We start from the raw sequence: 17,111 nt of genomic DNA on the forward strand, positions 1-17,111 counted from the left end.
CACAGATCCCCAACTTCTCAAAAGAAGTCGGGGATATTACTCTTACCTTATTGCCAACTAAGTTCCCAAGAAGTTCGATAGTGGATTACCGCCATTGCGACCAACAGCAGGTATTTCTAGGAGTTGATCCCTAGCTTGTGTAGTACTGTCTTGGGTTCTGACATTGGGGTCAATAGCGACAGAATTCTGGTTGCCAGGATGACCGTTAGGAACAAATAATTGTGGATGGTCAAAAGGTGCTCTTTGAAAGCGAACTCGCTCATCAGTCAAACCTTTGAGAAAGGCTACTAGTGCCTGTTTTTCCTCTGTGGTTAGATTCAGTGGTGGCAAATTCTGACCAAAGTCCCCGCCGCGATTGTAGAAATCAATCACTTGTTCTAGGGTTAATTGTCCGCCGTTATGGAAATAAGGAGCAGTAAGTTCCACATTGCGGAGTCCCGGTGTTTTGAAAGCTCCATCTGCAACCAAATCTTGTTCGCTGTTAGGGACAACGGGTGGCTCTTCACCGAGTAACTCCTTAAATGTCCCATTCAAGGCTAGGCGTGATTCCGAAAGCGGATTGCCGAATGCGTCATTACTACCGACGCCAAGGTCATCTAGAGGAGGTCTAACACCGATATTAAAGAAACCAGCATCTTCCACTCTTCCTCCTGCAAAGGTTGGCGCACGTCTAATTCTTCCTTGACTGGTAGCGCTGCTAACTGAGGCAACGGTCAATTCTGAGCCACCGTGGCAGCCAATACAAATACCCTTAGTTTGGAAAATCTGCCATCCTTGCTGTTGCTGTGTTGTCAAAGCGCCATTGTTTCCTGAAAGAAACTGGTCGAATGGTGTTTGATCCGCAACCAGAGTAGATTCGTATTCCTGAACTGCCAACCCAAAGAATAGAGAGAAGTTGTACTCCATCAACGTGTATTCGTTGGTATTTAAAGGACGCCTTCCTTGCCTTTGCATGAATCTGCGCTCGCCAGTTTCTGGGTTAATGTGGATGATGATATTAGAGTTCCACCACTCCGGCTTGAAGGCTTGCCTAATTAGATTGTCGTAACTTGGATTCAGACCACTTCTAGGGTAACGGCTGTAGCGACCGAGAACGCTGTCATCTCTAGCTACTTGCTGCTTGTTGAGTGGTCTAAGAGCAAGTAGTTTTTTACCCAGCTTTCTACCTATGCGTTGAAACTGCTGATTATTGGCTGGAAGTGGTTCTGTTTGTGCTGGCATTAAGTCTGTCCTGCCACTGACAGTCTCACCTTCAGGATTTAGTACTGCAATTTGTTGACCAGTATTGACATCGGACACCACAATCCGGTCATTATTTCCCGATGCATCTACTCGAAATGGTGCGATGGGAAGGTCTTCGGCTGCTGTCTCTAAAGAACTGAGTGGTGGGCCAACGGCTTGAGAAGCTAGAGAAGAATTATTGATACTAACTTTTACATCTTCAAGGAGCTGAGGTTTACTTGCCTTTAAGACGTAAGCATTAGGATCTCTTAACCCAAACTGACTTACACCATTAAATATGTTTTGCGCTCTTCCATCCCAGAAGTTGCGGAAGTTGAATACTGAATTAATTGTGCTAGGTGAGTTACGAGCCGTTACCTGGCGGACATTGGTGCCTTGGACATTGAAAATCTCATCTGGAAGCGGAGTGACATTGTCTCTGTCGCTGCCAGGAATGACATCAACAAATCTTGTCCTGAATACTCCTTGAGAGCCAGTGCTATCGTTACTGTCGGACAAAACTGTCGAAGTACGATCGCCTGGATTTGATAACTTATGAAATGGATAATCTCCTACCTGTAACTGATAGTTTGGTCTGCCTCCTGTATCGAAAGTTGGATCTGGGTTTGGAGTTCTATCGGCATTGACACGCAATCGCCCCGGATCGATTTGGTTTTTGGATCTGTTGTCTGCTCCAGCATGGAAATGACAGCTAGCACAGGCTTGAACGCCGTCTGTACCAAGTTGCATATCCCAAAACAAAGATTTCCCTAGAGCGATCGCGGCTGTCTTATCCCTAATGAAGTCCCCGATATTATCTGGTTGTGGAACCGTGATGTTACTCAACGGTTGTAAGGGTGACGTTACTTGAGCCGAAGCAAGATGCCCAGCAAGGATTGCAACTATTACCAGCGCAACTATAGCCGTACCTTGCCTGATGCTTTTAGCCAACCCAGATGCGAACTGGAACGGCTTTGTGAGCATTCTGATTGCCGAAAAGGCAAGAGCAAGAATTTTAGTTAACTTTAAAAAAACCGAAATTAAACGCCTAAATACAGTACTACTTTCACTCCTCTGACTTGCCTGAGTTTCATATTTGAACTCTTCTGACTCAGACACGCTGCGATATCTGTATCTGTTTGCTTCAGAATGTTTCATTTTTCTTTGTTTTTAAGCAGTATTGCCAAAATTGGCATCTGGCTATTTGTGGTTATGATTCCTTGTTTGTATGCCAGATAACATTTTTTTGTTATAGTTTTTTACAAACTAAAGTTTGTGAGTAAATGGCAAGCTCAACAAAAGATGTATCGATTTATCTTCTTATACAATCCTCAATCTCTATTAAATCTTTATAAATACAAGGCTTTAGTTTTGAATTACTAATAATTTATTGACTTAAGTATCAAACTCATGCATCCGTAAAGTTGCGAAAATACTGAAAAGAAATATAAGTAGCAAAAGTATCTTTCTACTTATGTAGTCAATTGCCATTTTTTGAGTGCGGGCATAAGAAACCAGTTACTCTTAACCAAGTGCTATTCGTACTAAGACCAATAGATACGTTAATAATTAAGTAGGAAACTTTACTAATCAAACTTTTTAGCATATGAAAAGATCAGCCTGCCTCATCTTTAATCCAGTTGCGGGTCAGGGTGACTCAGAGCAAGATTTGGTACAAATTCGCTCAATGTTAGAGCCAGAATTTGACCTAGATATTCAACTGACAACAGAAGATACTTGCGCTGATGAGTTGGCACATGGGGCAGTTCAAAGGAGAGTAGATGCCATTATTGCTTCCGGGGGAGACGGCACTCTATCTGCGGCGGCTGCTGCTGTAGTAGGTACAGATATTCCCTTCGGGATTATTTCTAGAGGAACGGCAAATGCTTTTGCTGCGGCTTTAGGAATTCCTGACACAATTGCAGGGGCTTGCCAAACTATTTTGCAGGGTACAACTCGAATTGTGGATGCAGCTGAATGTAACGGCACTCCGATGGTGTTGCTAGCAGGTATTGGCTTTGAAGCTGAAACCGTAGAAAAAGCAGATCGGGAATCAAAAAATCGTTTTGGGGCGATCGCCTACATCCTTGCTGGATTGCAACAACTGCGGCAATTACAGCCTTTTGAAGTAGAAATTGAAACAGAAGACAAGATCATAAAAACCTCAGCCGCAGCAGTAACTGTGGCGAATGCAGCCCCTCCAACTTCCGTGTTAGCACAAGGCCCGGCAGGTATTGTTGTAGATGATGGATTGCTAGATTTAACAATCGTAGCTCCTGCTAATAAAGCAGCAGCGATCGCGGCTGCCTTTCACTTGTTTCAGACTGCTTCTACAGGAAATGCAGTAGAAAGAAATGATATTGGTTATCTGCGGGCTAAAAAATTCAAGATAACAACCGATCCAGCCCAAAAAGTTGCTGTTGATGGTGAAATTTTGGGTAAAACTCCTGTGGAGATTAAATGTCTGCCAGCAAGTTTAAAGATTTTTGTGCCAACAGTAGAAGAAGTTTCACCCGTAGAAAAATTAGAGGGATTGCCCAACTTGGTTATTGAAACGAAAGAATAGGGGTTGAAGACTGGGGATGGGTCATTAGTCATTGGTAATTTGTTAGTAGGGGCGGGTTTTATTGATAATATTTGGGTTAAAATCGACAATTTATCTTCTAAACCCGTCCGTACAGTGGTTAGTAGTTAATTGTCTGTTACTCCCCCATCTTCCTCATCTCCTCCATCTTCCCCATCTCTCCCATCTCCCCCTCTGCTTCCTGTCTCTCCTTGTCCCCTTATCCCCTCGTCCCCGTGTCCTCTTCTTAATCCCTAGTCCCTAGTCCCTAATCCCCTTTTTACTTAGTGTTAAATTTACTTAAAAACTAAGCTTAAGGTATATTTGTACCGTATTAAAATTATTACAGAAACTTCATAATATAAGGATATTTAGGAAAAATATTGACTGAGCCAATCAAGTGAATCTCTGTAGAATTACCCCTACACCAACTACCAACTCTAAAAAACTACCGTGGTCAACACCACAAACTTAAGCAGTTAGTAGTGAGTAGATTCATCTGGAATTGAACTGGTCAGTAACATAGCATTATAGAATGCAATCTATGAACCAGTACCCTCTCCCTCAAATTGGGAAAACGCTCCGCAATCGTTACAAAATCGTCAAACTCCTGGGGAGAGGAGGTTCTGGCGATACTTACTTGGCTGTCGATCTGGATTTGCCAGGGCTACCCCATTGTGTCGTCAAACACTTCAAACCGAAAAGCCTCAATACTGATTTTGTACCCATAGCTAAAAGCTTGTTTGCTCGTGAAGCAGAGGTTTTATATCAACTAGGCAACAATCACGACCAAATTCCTAGATTATTTGCCCATTTTGATGAAAATGGAGATTTCTACTTAGTTCAAGAATTTATTGATGGTCATGATTTAACTAAAGAAATCTTACCATCTCGATGTTTGAGCGAAGAAGTAGTCTTCGAGCTGTTAAGGGACATCCTAGAAGTAGTAGTTTTTGTCCACGAACACAATATCATTCATCGGGATATTAAGCCCCAAAATTTAATGCGACGGCACTGGGATAACAAGATTGTGCTGATTGATTTTGGCAGTATTAAGAAAATTGGCGCTCTGGGTATGAATGAGCAGGGACAAACCAATATCAATGTTGCTATTGGTACTCCTGGCTATATGCCGAACGAACAGTCCAAAGGAAAGCCACAACTTAGCAGCGATGTTTACGCAGTCGGAATGATTGGCATTCAAGCTCTGACAGGTTTAAGAGCCGATCAAATACCAAAAGATCCGAACACAGGAGAAGTAATTTGGCGCGATAAGGCGCAAGTAAGTAATGCTCTAGCAAATGTTTTAGATACAATGGTTCGCCAACGCATCAATCAGCGTTACCAGTCGGCAGCAGAAGCTTTGCAAGCGCTTCTTGCGGTTCGGGAGTTGCCATCGACTTTACAACCTGTACCAATAGGCACAAATATCGATTTTAATTCTTTATTGCCCTATAAAAAATCTGTCTTACTACTTGGGGTGAGCCTTGGCGCTACCACAAGTTTGGTAGTGGTTGTTTTATTTTATATATTTCTTCAGACAAGTACAATAGTTCTAAATCAACCTAATCAATCAAAGAGTTTTCTAGAAAAAATTGTGGAACCAATTCGTAATAAGTTAATGCTTTTAATGAATTGTCCAATAGGAGACAATACTATTGGTGAGCTAAAAAAACAATAGAACCATAGAAATAAAGTTCTAAGTAGCATGACTTCTATCCATAGATGTTTGATTAATTGATGACCCGGTTTAATGATTAAGTGTTAGTAAGTTGTTTCCATTAATTTTTTTGTAATCGGCCAAAATAGTATATTTAAATATTTAATCATTTGATTTAGTTCCGAATCATTAATACAAATAAAACAAACATATGGACAATACAAATCGAAGAAAATTTGTAATTAACGAAGAAACTGCACTTTTACTTCGAGGCTTGATCATTGGCAAAGTGATGACGATTGTGGTCATCGGTGGACTTTTATGGTGGTTTTTAAGACCATATACTTTGGTACGCAGGAGCGCTGTCTCTGGGCAAAGTTCAAATCTAGCCTTGGTTTCTGGATCTACCTTTAACAGTGTTGCAAATGTTCCAGTTGGTTCATTTAACTATGGTGGCAGTACAGCTTGGGCACCGATCCGTCAATTGGTAGATTCTCTGATTCAAAGCGATCGCCCAGAATTAAAATTGCGTTACGTAAGTCCTACTGAAGGTAGTCCTAGTTCTAGTGCAGGTATTCGGATGTTACTTAACGGGCAATTGGACTTTGCTCAATTATCTCGTCCCTTAACAGAAGAAGAATACACTTTAGCAAAACAAAAAGGCTTCACGCTTGAGCAACGCCAGGTGGGCATTGATGGAATTGCGGTAGTAGTCAACCCATCACTCCAAGTACCGGGTTTAACAGTTGAGCAATTGCAGCAAATTTATTTAGGACAAATTACTAACTGGAAACAGGTAGGTGGGCAAGACTTACCCATTACTCCTTTCTCCCTCAATTTGGAGTATACAGATCCAGTAATATTCTCTGCTCAGACAGACGTGAATAAACAACAGCTTGGTTCTAATGTCAAGTATGTAGATTCCACAACAGAGGCTCTGCGGCAAGTTAGTAAAACCCCTGGAGGTATATATTATGGTTCTGCCCGTGCGGTAGTGCCTCAATGTAGCGTCAAGCCATTACCACTTGGCAATAATCCTACTGAGTTAGTTTCTCCTTACCGCGAACCTTTAGTTACACCAGAGCAATGCCCGCGTCAACGCAACCAAGTCAATACTGAAGCGATCAAAAATGGTAGCTATCCAATCACTACTAACTTGTTTGTGATTATTAAACAGAATAATGGGCAACAAGAGCAGGCTGGAGAAGCTTATGCCAATCTTTTACTAACCGATCAAGGGCAACAAGCGATCGAGCAAGCTGGTTTTGCGGGAGTTCGCTAAGTTTTCATTCAATTAGTTCCCCAGCGAGTGGGGACTTGTTACCCTTATTTGCAATGATGAGGATTAGTAAACCATTTACATTTGACTAATCCCCACAACATTCTTTCTAGTTTGGAGGGGAAATGTTCTGTACCCCCCTTCCTTAATTTGATTCATGAATCACCCATGACAGGCATTTTGAATGGTTTTGAGTTTGAAGCGGGTGATGGGACTCGAACCCACGACATTCAGCTTGGGAAGCTGACGTTCTACCACTGAACTACACCCGCAAACAGTTATTAACCAATATTATATATAAGATTTCAATACTCTCAAGAAAGAAGGCAGAAGACAGCAGCCCACCACCCTCGTTACCAGGTTGAACCTGGTAACGAGAACTGGAGCCTCTGGCTCTTATAGAGAAGTGTGCAAGATTTGAGCTTGCTTACTTTTGCATTTGGAGAAAAAAATAGCTTGTTTCAAACACATAAAACGAGATGATGAATCAGACATACACAGTTGATGTCTTAGTTGTCGGCGGCGGAACAGGGGGAACTGCTGCTGCGATTCAAGCTGCACGACGGGGGGCAAAAACTATCCTCGTAAGTGAATTTCCGTGGTTAGGAGGAATGCTAACTTCTGCTGGAGTATCTGCACCTGATGGCAATGAGTTAGAAGCTTTTCAAACGGGGTTATGGGGTGAGTTTTTACGGGAATTGCAGCAACGACAATTAGGAGGATTAGACAACAGCTGGGTAAGCTTTTTTAGTTACGATCCGCGTGTTGGTGGGGAGATTTTTGCAGATTGGGTGCAGGAGTTGCCAAATTTGAATTGGATTTCTGGGCAAGTGCCGCGCTCAGTTTTTCAGGAAGGAAATTGTATCACTGGAGTTGAGTTTCAAGATTTTACTGTTCAAGCTAAGGTAATTCTCGATGCCACGGAATTGGGAGATTTGTTGGCTTTGGCTGAAATACCTTACCGTTGGGGTTGGGAATTACAGTCTGAGTGGGGAGAACCCAGCGCTCCAGTTAGTTTGAATGCTTTAACAGCAAAATATCCAGTGCAAGCTCCTACTTGGGTAGTCTTGTTACAAGATTATGGTGAAGTTGTTGCCCCAGAAATACAGGTTGCACCTAACTACGATCCGTCACGGTTTGCTGGCGCTTGGGATAACTACGGTGCAGAGGCTTTTTTAAATTATGGGCGATTGCCAGGGGGCCTGTTTATGATTAATTGGCCTATTTGTGGCAATGACTATGGTGAAGGAGTGGCACGATTAATTGAGTCAGAAACGGCGCGAGGTGAGTTTGGAACAGAATGCCTCTACCATAGTCAAAATTTTGCCTATTTTATTCAATCACAATTAGGTCGTCGCTTTGGTTTGGCAAATAATGTTTTTCCCCAAATTCCAAATCAAACAGGCGCTTTCGCTCTTCATCCTTACTACCGGGAAAGTCGTCGCTTAGTAGGGCTAACGACTGTAACAGAACAAGATATTTTACCAATAACAGGAGCTAGGGTTGCAGCGCTCAAAGAAGATGCGATCGCTATTGGTAATTACGCTAATGACCATCATTATCCGGGTATAAAGTTTGAGTTGCAACCAAAATCCATTCGTTGGGGTGGACGTTTAACTGGTACTCCTTTTACAATTCCCTACCGTTGTCTCATTCCAGTAGAGACTGATGGTTTATTGGTATGTGAAAAGAATATTTCCGTTTCTCATATTGCTAATGGAGCAACAAGACTGCAACCTGTAGTTATGGGTATTGGTCAAGCGGCTGGAATGGCTGCTGCCTTATGTATAGAGTTGAATTGCCAACCGAGGGATTTACCTGTCAGAGTTTTGCAAGAAGCTTTATTGCGAGATCGGCGATCGCCCGCAGCAATTATTCCATTATTTAACCTATCACCTCTGCATCCTAATTGGTTGTACTGGCAACTACATTACCTAGACAACCCAGAGACTTATCCAGTGAGTGGCAATTGTCCTGATTCATTACCTGCTCAGTACTTTCAAGAAAAATACTCTAACTGTTTCAGTGGAATTTTACACAAATTAGCACCGCAAGAATACAGATTTACTATTACTGTGCCAGCCCCATATCAAGGGCAAACTTGGCAGCTTGTAACTTTGCGATCACACGTAGATGAGCAATTACAAAGTAGTCTTTACAACCAGCAAACCCTGAAATTATGGGGGCGGCTAAATTATGCAGGTAACTGGTTACTAGTGGAATATATTGATAGCTAAACTATTAGGGGTTAGGGGCTAGGGGCTAGAGAAAAGAGATTTTCATTCCCCAATTGTGTGATTTAATCACATCACCGTCTAGGTTTATTACGATTTCCCGCAAGGTACACCGATAAAATCTGTGTTGCACTCCTAGCAAAAGTCACCAGGCAGCAGCCCCACAACTCTCGTTACCAGGTTGAACCTGGTAACGAGAAAAAGACGCAGAGAATTTCTCCGCGTCAGCCCTCATCTACTCAATTCTGTATGGGAATAGATTAGCTTTGCCTGTCTTAAGCAGTTGTTTTCTCACGGTTGTAGTCTTTTGCCTTTAAACCATTGAGAAACATTGGCACAAACTTCTCTATAAAAGCTTGTGGATCTCGCCGCCAAACTCTTTGTGCTACTTCAATTCTAGTGAATTGTAACTCAGGAGTTAGCAAAGTTTGAGGTAAGCGCTCTATTAGGTACTGAGGGCGCTGCCAAAGCGGCATTGTATTTGCTACTTCTACCAAATTAGCAAGTCGTCGCAGTTCTGCTCCCAGCGTGATATCCATTCCGGCTTCAAACGCTGCTTGTTCAATGGCAGCGTACTTGTGCTTGGCTTGTTCAACCTTTTGTCTATGTGCTGGACTTTTGTCTGCTAGCTGCCCTAGCCAACGATTACCCCAGCGAACGTGCCCTGCTTCTTCGGGCAAAATTTTTTCAATTGTTTCGCGAATCTTAATATTTTCTTCTGTCTGTGGCCCTTGCTTGAGAGCGTAAATGTGGGCAGAGAAATATTCACAACCGCGTTTTTCGGTGACGTTAATAGCGGCAAGGGCAGAAATTACAAAATCGTCAAGATCTTTGGTTGGATCTTTTTGTTCATGATCGAGCAACCGTTCAAATTCATCGATATATGAATTTCCAGGGGGACAGCCCACATTGGCTCCCAACTCAATTAATAAGTCAGTTAACCACATGGCATGACGAGCTTCATCACTAATGTGATGGGATAAGTCCCGCACCAGTTCAGCTGGCTTGCCATCAAGCTTTTCGATTAATTCTGTGAGATCTTTACAACTGCGTTGTTCGCTGTAGCGATAACGGTTGAGCGTGATGAGATGGAGTTCGCGATCGCCGATCACTCCTTTCAAAATGTCCCTCGCACTCAAAGTGTTCTGAAATTTCCGTGGGTAAGCGACAGTCATCTGCTTTTATGAAGTTTTGTAAAACTTATTTCTAATATTAACGTAGGAAAAATGAATTTATCAGTGACAAGCTTAATCTTTTGTTATAAAACTTACAGTAGACTTTCTATGCTGACAAGTTACCTAAATTCAGCTTGATACAAATATCAGAGACAAAAATAGTATAGTTTCCGTTTACTTTTATTTATCTATATTTAATATTTTTAACTGATAGATCATTCACCTTAAGAAGGATTTGTATTCCAAGTTAAACAAATCTCAAGAGGGATGTTATTCATCAATTGCTTTTTAGCAAGATGGGAGGATTTATAGCACCTTTAGTCTTACAACCAACTCTGACTATTGCGTTTGCGCTGGATTGCGATCGCACACAATATTAAGTTTTACGAAAATGTATCAAACAGTAACAACAGATACAGAATTGATTTGATAAATTATTAACAGAGGAGAAAAAATATATAGAATAACAGGGAGAAGTTTGGTTATGTCTACTCAAGAAAGAGCTCGTGCTTTAATGATGCGTCATTATCAACTCATTAAAAATCGTCAACAGTCGATGCTAGAACGCACAGGCGAAGAAATCGGTCTTCCTGGAGAAGTATCGCATTACTGGAATCCGATTCAAGGGAAAATAGATCCTAATGCTCGGATGACTTATGATCGCAGCAACGCGGCAATGAGCTAAATAATTTAGAGGTTGATGGTTGGCAGTCGATAGGTGGTAGTTGTTATGAACAACCAACAACCAACAAATAAAAATCCAAAAAAGCCACCCCCTAATGGGTGGCTAAATTTATGCATTTATTAGGACTAGTTTTGGCTAGCAGATCCCCGACTTCTTTAAGAAGCCGGGGATCTGGGTAGAGAGGACTGGAAGGCGATAAGGGGAAAATCTTTCTCCTTGTCCCCCCATCTCCCCCTCTCCCTCTTCTCTTCCTAGCCTAAGCGTCCCTAGCCCCTTTCATTAACAGTCGTAATAGAGAGAAAATTCGTAGGGATGGGGGCGTAAACGCATGGGGTTCACTTCATTATCCAGCTTGTAAGAAATCCAAGTTTCAATGAAGTCTTCTGTAAATACGCCTGGTTCAGTCAAGAAGGCATGATCGTTTTCTAGCGCTTCTAATGCCAATTCCAAAGAACCAGGAGTAGAAGGAACTTTCGCCAGTTCTTCTGGAGAGAGTTCGTAAATGTTTTTATCCAAAGGTTCACCAGGATCAATTTTGTTCTTGATACCATCTAAGCCAGCACAGAGCATGGCAGCAAATGCCAAGTAGGGGTTAGATGTTGCATCAGGACAACGGAATTCTAGGCGCTTGGCTTTGGGGTTGGTGCCAGACAGAGGGATACGAATCGAAGCAGAACGGTTACCTTGGGAGTAAGCCAAGTTTACTGGTGCTTCATATCCAGGCACGAGGCGCTTGTAGGAGTTAGTAGTAGGGTTGGTAATTGCCAACAGTGCAGGCGCGTGTTTGAGGATGCCACCGATGTAATACAGCGCGGTTTCGCTCAAACCAGCATATTTATCGCCTGCGAATAAAGGTTGACCATCTTTCCAGATAGATTGGTGGGTGTGCATCCCAGAACCATTGTCTTGGAAGACTGGTTTGGGCATGAAGGTAACGCTCTTGCCGTATTTCTTACCTACATTCTTGATTACGTATTTATACGTCATCAACCAATCAGCTGCTTCGATTAACTTACCAAAGCGGAAGCCCAATTCACACTGACCACCAGTTGCAACTTCGTGGTGGTGCTTTTCAATTGGTACTCCGCAGTTTGCCATTGTTAGCAGCATTTCTGTCCGCATATCTTGCAGAGTATCAGTGGGGGAAACTGGGAAGTAACCCTCTTTGTAGCGTGGTTTGTAACCCAGGTTAGGGCCTTCTGCTTTACCGGAATTCCAACGACCTTCTACTGAGTCTACATGGTAGTAGCCTTCGTGAGAGTTTTGGTCAAAGCGGACATCGTCGAAGATGAAAAATTCCGCTTCTGGGCCAAAAAACGCTGTATCACCAACGCCTGTGGAAACCAGATAGTCTATCGCTTTCTGGGCGATGACGCGAGGACAACGATTGTACCACTCCCCTGTGCGAGGTTCTTTGATGCTGCAAATAATACTAAGAGTCGGTTCCTGCATGAAAGGGTCGATCCAAGCAGTGTTTGGATCGAGAACCATTGCCATATCTGATTCGTTGATGGCTTTCCAACCCCGAATGCTGGAACCGTCAAAAGGCACACCGTCTGTAAAGCTACTTTCATCGATTTGGTTGTGGAACACTGTCAGGTGCTGCCAAATGCCAGGCATATCGATGAATTTCAGATCGATCATCTGAATATTTTTGTCCCGAATTTGTTTCAGGACTTCTTGTGGGGTTGTCATGGTTACTCCTTCTCTACCGTTTTAGTACCGTTTTAGTACAGTAAACCACAAAGTTAATGCACGCTGACCCTATTCGGATAAACCCAAATCTAGAGACACCCTGCAATATCCTAAGGAGATAAAATAGGTGTATTTTGTATCATTTGTTACGATTTTGAGGTTTAAAGCTTATATTAACCTTTGCTAACCAACTCTACAAAACTTGACAGTTCATCTCATAGGGACAACTTTGGCTTAGAATCCTTAATTAGCGCATACATTGTTTTTGTGCCTGGGTTTCTTAAAAAAAATATTTATTGGCACAAAAATTAGCAGCTTACTAAAAACAGTCAAATAAATATCAAACCATAGATAGGAACGATTGGGAGAAAAAGGAATGCGGGACGCAGTCACAAACTTAATTAAGAATTATGACGTTGCTGGGCGCTATTTTGATCGGAATGCGATCGACAGCCTCAAATCTTATTTTGAAAGTGGCACGAAGCGCGTGCAAGCAGCAGGAGCTATCAATGCCAATGCGGCGGCAATTGTCAAGCAGGCTGGTTCTCAATTATTTGAAGAACAGCCAGAGTTGATTCGTCCTGGCGGCAATGCTTACACAACTCGTCGGTATGCAGCTTGTTTGCGCGATATGGACTACTACTTGCGCTATGCTACCTATGCGATCGTAGCTGGCAGCATGGATGTGCTAGATGAGCGAGTTTTGCAAGGTTTGCGGGAGACTTACAATTCTCTAGGGGTTCCCATTGGCCCTACAGTACGCGGTATTCAAATTATGAAGGATATTGCGAAGGAGCAAGCGGAGGCGGCTGGTATTGCTGATACTAGCTTTGTAGACGAGCCGTTTGACTATATGACTAGGGAATTGAGCGAGAAGGATATTTAGTGAAGGCAGGAGGCAGAAGGCAGAAGGCAGGAGGCAAGAGAACGGAAGTTTTAATGCTTATACAATCGTGCTTTTTGCCTAGTTCTTTCTGTCACGTTGCAGTAGTCAATCTCTAGAGCTAAGAAAATTGATTGATCACACAGCGTTGCTAAATATGAAGTATGAAATTAAGAAACGCAGTAAATTAAAACTCTTACTCTCTGCGTCTTAGTGTGACGCCAGTTGCTACAACGCGCTTAAACCGCAAGGGCGCACTGGCTCCTCTGCGTGAGATAAAATTCACCCCCGAATTTAGCAACCGACATCGCACTTTGGCTTGATTGACAAGGTGCGTTTACTTTTTTTAATACCAAAAATGAATTACTTCCTTCCCATTAAAGGAAAAGGTAAAAACTCAGATAATTAGAAAAGAAATAAGACACTAAGCAAAAACACTAGTAGAACAAAAAATTGGTTAAGCAGCGATTAGATACTTTGTTGGTGGATTTGGGGTTGTGTACTTCTCGTCAGCAAGCACAACGGTTAATTCAGGCGGGTGAGGTAACTGTGAATCAGCAGGTGCTGGATAAGCCAGGAACGGAAGTTGAAACTTCGGCTCAAATTCAAGTTAAAGAGCGATCGCGTTTTGTTTCGAGAGGTGGCGAAAAGCTTGCAAAGGCGTTAGAAACTTTTGCTATTCCTGTGGAAGGACGTATTTGCTTAGATGGTGGTATTTCTACAGGGGGTTTTACTGATTGCCTTTTGCAAGCAGGAGCAAAACAAGTCTATGGTGTTGATGTTGGTTACGGACAAGTGGATTGGAAGTTACGTAACGATCCACGAGTCATTTTACGAGAACGCACGAATTTAAGGCATCTTACACCCAATGAGTTATACGGTGCACCCCCTGAAGAAACAGGGGGAATTTACGCTGATTTTGGCGTGGTAGATGTCTCGTTTATTTCTTTAACTAAAGTTTTGCCTGCACTGTGGCTACTGCTGCAAGCTCCCCGTGAAGCGGTTTTGTTAGTTAAGCCACAGTTTGAAGTGGGCAAAAATCGTGTGGGTAAAAAAGGTGTTGTGCGCGATCCGAAAGATCATGCTGATGCTATTTTTCAGGTGTTGCAAAGTGCTCTAGAATTAGGGTGGAAATACAAAGGTTTGACTTATTCACCTATTACCGGGCCAGCTGGAAATATTGAGTATCTTTTGTGGCTGGGAATGCAAAGTGAAACACCATCACCTAATTTAGAAACCATTCAGGAAATCACAAAATCAACAGTAACTGAGTTTAAAGAAAATTAAACATCGTAGATCCGACACTCAGCTGCATCTGGGTGAGTTTCACAATAAATTTCTAGTGCAGTTTTATTTTTTGCAGTCATCAATTGATGAAATTTCTCGGCTTGTAGTTCTTCAACAATTTCCCACGCTACAGCACAGTCACTAGAGTGTTTTCCTTTTACCTCACAGGTTGTATGGGCTTGAGCAACAGCTTGGGCAATAGCTTGCTCAATATCAAAAGGAACAGAAGTTTGGATGACATCTAAACTTTTCGCCATAGTTTTTATGTTTTGTATGATGCAATAGAAGTTGGCTATAAGCTCAGATTAATTCATGAGCTTATACTTCTAGTTTATATAGACTTCTTAAAAGAAAGCAGTAATCAAAATAATAATTTTGAGAATAAATTTATTAACTAATTTTCCAAATATAATTTAAGTAAATAGTGGTAATAAACTATTTATATTTTCACTTTTTATATATAACACTTAGGATAGATTTAAAATTACGAGATTTTTAATAATATAGGTAAGTGACTGTTTGGCATTTTTACAATTTTAAAAATAAGTCAAATTTAATACTTAAATTTCAAAAACAAAAAATAATACGAGTATCATTTACAAGTTAAACTCAAGCTAGAGAAACTGCCCCACAACACTAATGCTTATGGAATAGATTAAAATAAAATCTTAAGGAATAATAAAGATATATTTTCATCTATCTAGAGAAAGAAGCGATTAACTCCTCAATTTTAGAAAATTTAGAAAACTTAACAAACTTAGCTACTAATTCAAAAATGGTTTCTTCAGAAAAAGAGGTATTTTTTCATACAGAACTAGTTAAGTATGGCATCGATTATCAAAGAGCTGCTAAAGTTGCTAAGATTTTAGTGTCTGAGATGTCAGATGAATTTTTAACTGACGAAGAGATACGGCTTGCTGAAGAAGTTTGTCAAGAGTGGTTAAGAAAACACCAACGCTTGACTTACATAAATCAGTTAATTTCTAGAAATGGAAGTATGAACGCCAGAAAGATGCGGAAGTAAGTTAGTCATCTATTATGCCCAAGTTTTGTCCCAATTCCTGTCGCAAACGGTACAAAATTGTATTGGGTTCCACTTCAGAAAGAATTTCTGCAATTACCGTGCTAGCGCCCAATTGTCCCCAGCTACAACCTTTTTCGAGATAAACTTGGGCAGCTTTACCAACGCTGTATGCACCATAACCGGCAATACCAGCTTGCGCGATCGCACTGCCAGCGAAAGCGGTAATATTGCTAGGATTATCACCAGAGGCAACAGCAGCTGTTGTTTTACCTAAACCAAGAATAAAACTGCTGCCTAATTCTCCAAGTAGCAAACCGCCAGAACTTAATAAGATTGTTCTCAAAAGCTTACTCGCTTCATAGCCAGTCATCGGTAAACCATAAAGCCGAGCAAGAGAGCGAATTAATGCCAAGTCGGCTACAGTTCCGCCTAATACGTCTAAGAAAGCGATGGGGTTTAATCCTACTGCTAGAGCTTTGTACTTGGTAAATTGCCAAATCAAGTCTTCTGCTTCTCGGTTACGGATATCGACAGTTTTGGATGCGATCGCCTCTTGGGCTTCTCTTGCTTGTACGAGTGCGTTTAAAGCCAAAAGCGATCGCCCTTCTCGGTTGAGAATTTTCAGTATTGTCTGTTTGAGTTCGTCTATTTGTGGTGGTGGCGTCTCCCATTCATAAGCTACCTTGCCATCAGGATACTCAACCCGCACTTCCATAGGTGCTGGCTCCGCCGCTACCATAACAATTTCATCAGGTTGTAGGGGTTTTGCTTGCAGATTACCCGCACCAAGTTGTTGGAGATTTTGGTAAATTTTTGCTCGATCTGTATCTGGGTACAAGTCTATTTTGTTAAACACCAGAATCAGGGGCTTTTGACTATAGCGCAATTCACATAAAGCTTGATATTCAGTGCGAGTAATATCCCCAGCAACGACAAACAAAATTAAATCTGCCTGACGTGCGACTTCTTTTGCCATTTGCGATCGCGCTTCTCCCGCAATTTCATCTAGTCCTGGTGTATCAATTAACTCTACTTGTACTTTGCCACCAGGATTCCAACTTACAGAACGAGGATACTGAGTTACGCCATGAAGGGGGCCTGTTTGGAGAATTTTTTGTCCTAGTAAAGCATTTAAAATTGCTGACTTGCCACGACTCACCAAACCAAAGGCGGCGATCCGAATCACATTGTAGTCTAGTTTGTTGAGAGTAGCATTTAAAACTTCTAATTCTGGTTTGACTAAACCTGCTAACTGTGGATTTGATGATGTTTGTCCGGGTTTACGGAGATTGCCATACCAAGAGAGCGCTTGTCTAAGACTAGCACGAGCACGGTTGAGGTGTGTTTCTTGTAGGTTCTTTGGCACTTCGTTGAGTTGAGTCAAGGTTAGAAATCAAACAGCTAG

Annotated in this window: 13 protein-coding genes and 1 tRNA gene; 8 read left to right on the forward strand and 6 right to left on the reverse strand. The window is 41.9% G+C overall.

What is annotated here, in order from left to right; translation table 11 throughout:
• Positions 1-57 precede the first annotated feature (57 nt).
• Positions 58-2,379, reverse strand: coding sequence for a cytochrome-c peroxidase (locus UYC_RS0103880; protein WP_016873331.1), 2,322 nt, complete (start codon positions 2,377-2,379; stop codon positions 58-60).
• Between the two features lie 448 nt (positions 2,380-2,827).
• Between UYC_RS0103880 and UYC_RS0103885 the strand changes: the two genes are divergently transcribed.
• From UYC_RS0103885 to UYC_RS0103895, 3 genes are all read left to right on the forward strand, one after another.
• The gene (locus tag UYC_RS0103885; RefSeq protein WP_016873332.1) at positions 2,828-3,787 is read left to right on the forward strand and encodes a YegS/Rv2252/BmrU family lipid kinase; all 960 of its coding nucleotides are present in this window, start codon (positions 2,828-2,830) and stop codon (positions 3,785-3,787) included.
• A gap of 541 nt (positions 3,788-4,328) precedes the next feature.
• Positions 4,329-5,465 (forward strand): serine/threonine-protein kinase, encoded by a 1,137-nt coding sequence (locus tag UYC_RS0103890; protein WP_235082873.1) that lies wholly within the window; start codon positions 4,329-4,331, stop codon positions 5,463-5,465.
• 190 nt (positions 5,466-5,655) lie between these two features.
• The gene (locus UYC_RS0103895; RefSeq protein WP_016873334.1) at positions 5,656-6,726 is read left to right on the forward strand and encodes a PstS family phosphate ABC transporter substrate-binding protein; all 1,071 of its coding nucleotides are present in this window, start codon (positions 5,656-5,658) and stop codon (positions 6,724-6,726) included.
• Positions 6,727-6,923: 197 nt separating this feature from the next.
• On the opposite strand, the gene UYC_RS0103900 is transcribed toward UYC_RS0103895, so the two are convergent.
• Positions 6,924-6,995, reverse strand: a tRNA-Gly gene (locus UYC_RS0103900).
• A 207-nt stretch (positions 6,996-7,202) separates the two neighbouring features.
• Between UYC_RS0103900 and UYC_RS0103905 the strand changes: the two genes are divergently transcribed.
• Positions 7,203-8,960 carry an FAD-dependent oxidoreductase gene (locus UYC_RS0103905; RefSeq protein ID WP_016873335.1) on the forward strand — a complete coding sequence of 586 codons (1,758 nt, stop codon included), beginning with the start codon at positions 7,203-7,205 and terminating at the stop codon, positions 8,958-8,960.
• Between the two features lie 272 nt (positions 8,961-9,232).
• On the opposite strand, the gene UYC_RS0103910 is transcribed toward UYC_RS0103905, so the two are convergent.
• Positions 9,233-10,132 (reverse strand): ferritin-like domain-containing protein, encoded by a 900-nt coding sequence (locus tag UYC_RS0103910; protein WP_016873336.1) that lies wholly within the window; start codon positions 10,130-10,132, stop codon positions 9,233-9,235.
• Positions 10,133-10,616: 484 nt separating this feature from the next.
• On the opposite strand from UYC_RS0103910, the gene gifA reads away from it, so the two are divergent.
• Positions 10,617-10,817, forward strand: coding sequence for a glutamine synthetase inactivation factor IF7A (gene gifA, locus UYC_RS0103915; RefSeq protein ID WP_016873337.1), 201 nt, complete (start codon positions 10,617-10,619; stop codon positions 10,815-10,817).
• Between the two features lie 279 nt (positions 10,818-11,096).
• Here the strand turns inward: gifA and glnA are convergent, their stop codons facing one another.
• A complete protein-coding gene (glnA, locus tag UYC_RS0103920) occupies positions 11,097-12,512 on the reverse strand; it encodes a type I glutamate--ammonia ligase (RefSeq protein WP_016873338.1) in 1,416 nt (471 codons plus the stop codon).
• Between the two features lie 376 nt (positions 12,513-12,888).
• Here glnA and apcB point away from each other — a divergent pair, with 376 nt between their 5' ends.
• A complete protein-coding gene (gene apcB / locus UYC_RS0103925; protein WP_016873339.1) occupies positions 12,889-13,398 on the forward strand; it encodes an allophycocyanin subunit beta in 510 nt (169 codons plus the stop codon).
• 450 nt (positions 13,399-13,848) lie between these two features.
• Entirely contained in the window at positions 13,849-14,682 is an 834-nt protein-coding gene (locus UYC_RS0103930; protein ID WP_016873340.1) for a TlyA family RNA methyltransferase, read from the forward strand.
• Here the strand turns inward: UYC_RS0103930 and UYC_RS0103935 are convergent.
• Positions 14,679-14,939 (reverse strand): Calvin cycle protein CP12, encoded by a 261-nt coding sequence (locus UYC_RS0103935; protein ID WP_016873341.1) that lies wholly within the window; start codon positions 14,937-14,939, stop codon positions 14,679-14,681. The two genes, UYC_RS0103930 and UYC_RS0103935, sit on opposite strands and share 4 nt — an antisense overlap.
• A 518-nt stretch (positions 14,940-15,457) precedes the next feature.
• Here UYC_RS0103935 and UYC_RS0103940 point away from each other — a divergent pair.
• Positions 15,458-15,706 carry a hypothetical protein gene (locus tag UYC_RS0103940; RefSeq protein WP_016873342.1) on the forward strand — a complete coding sequence of 83 codons (249 nt, stop codon included), beginning with the start codon at positions 15,458-15,460 and terminating at the stop codon, positions 15,704-15,706.
• A 1-nt stretch (position 15,707) separates the two neighbouring features.
• On the opposite strand, the gene UYC_RS0103945 is transcribed toward UYC_RS0103940, so the two are convergent.
• On the reverse strand, positions 15,708-17,090 hold the full coding sequence (locus UYC_RS0103945; RefSeq protein WP_016873343.1) for a GTP-binding protein: 1,383 nt from the start codon (positions 17,088-17,090) through the stop codon (positions 15,708-15,710).
• Positions 17,091-17,111 lie beyond the last annotated feature (21 nt).

Origin of the sequence: Chlorogloeopsis fritschii PCC 6912 (genome assembly GCF_000317285.1) — a bacterium.
GTDB lineage: Bacteria > Cyanobacteriota > Cyanobacteriia > Cyanobacteriales > Nostocaceae > Chlorogloeopsis > Chlorogloeopsis fritschii.

Bases quoted from the DNA above. Each gene is read 5' to 3' on its own strand.
- UYC_RS0103880 (WP_016873331.1), bottom strand. From the start codon at position 2,379: ATGAAACATTCTGAAGCAAACAGATACAGATATCGCAGCGTGTCTGAG.
- UYC_RS0103885 (WP_016873332.1), top strand. From the start codon at position 2,828: ATGAAAAGATCAGCCTGCCTCATCTTTAATCCAGTTGCGGGTCAGGGT.
- UYC_RS0103890 (WP_235082873.1), top strand. From the start codon at position 4,329: ATGAACCAGTACCCTCTCCCTCAAATTGGGAAAACGCTCCGCAATCGT.
- UYC_RS0103895 (WP_016873334.1), top strand. From the start codon at position 5,656: ATGGACAATACAAATCGAAGAAAATTTGTAATTAACGAAGAAACTGCA.
- UYC_RS0103905 (WP_016873335.1), top strand. From the start codon at position 7,203: ATGATGAATCAGACATACACAGTTGATGTCTTAGTTGTCGGCGGCGGA.
- UYC_RS0103910 (WP_016873336.1), bottom strand. From the start codon at position 10,132: ATGACTGTCGCTTACCCACGGAAATTTCAGAACACTTTGAGTGCGAGG.
- gifA (WP_016873337.1), top strand. From the start codon at position 10,617: ATGTCTACTCAAGAAAGAGCTCGTGCTTTAATGATGCGTCATTATCAA.
- glnA (WP_016873338.1), bottom strand. From the start codon at position 12,512: ATGACAACCCCACAAGAAGTCCTGAAACAAATTCGGGACAAAAATATT.
- apcB (WP_016873339.1), top strand. From the start codon at position 12,889: ATGCGGGACGCAGTCACAAACTTAATTAAGAATTATGACGTTGCTGGG.
- UYC_RS0103935 (WP_016873341.1), bottom strand. From the start codon at position 14,939: ATGGCGAAAAGTTTAGATGTCATCCAAACTTCTGTTCCTTTTGATATT.
- UYC_RS0103940 (WP_016873342.1), top strand. From the start codon at position 15,458: ATGGTTTCTTCAGAAAAAGAGGTATTTTTTCATACAGAACTAGTTAAG.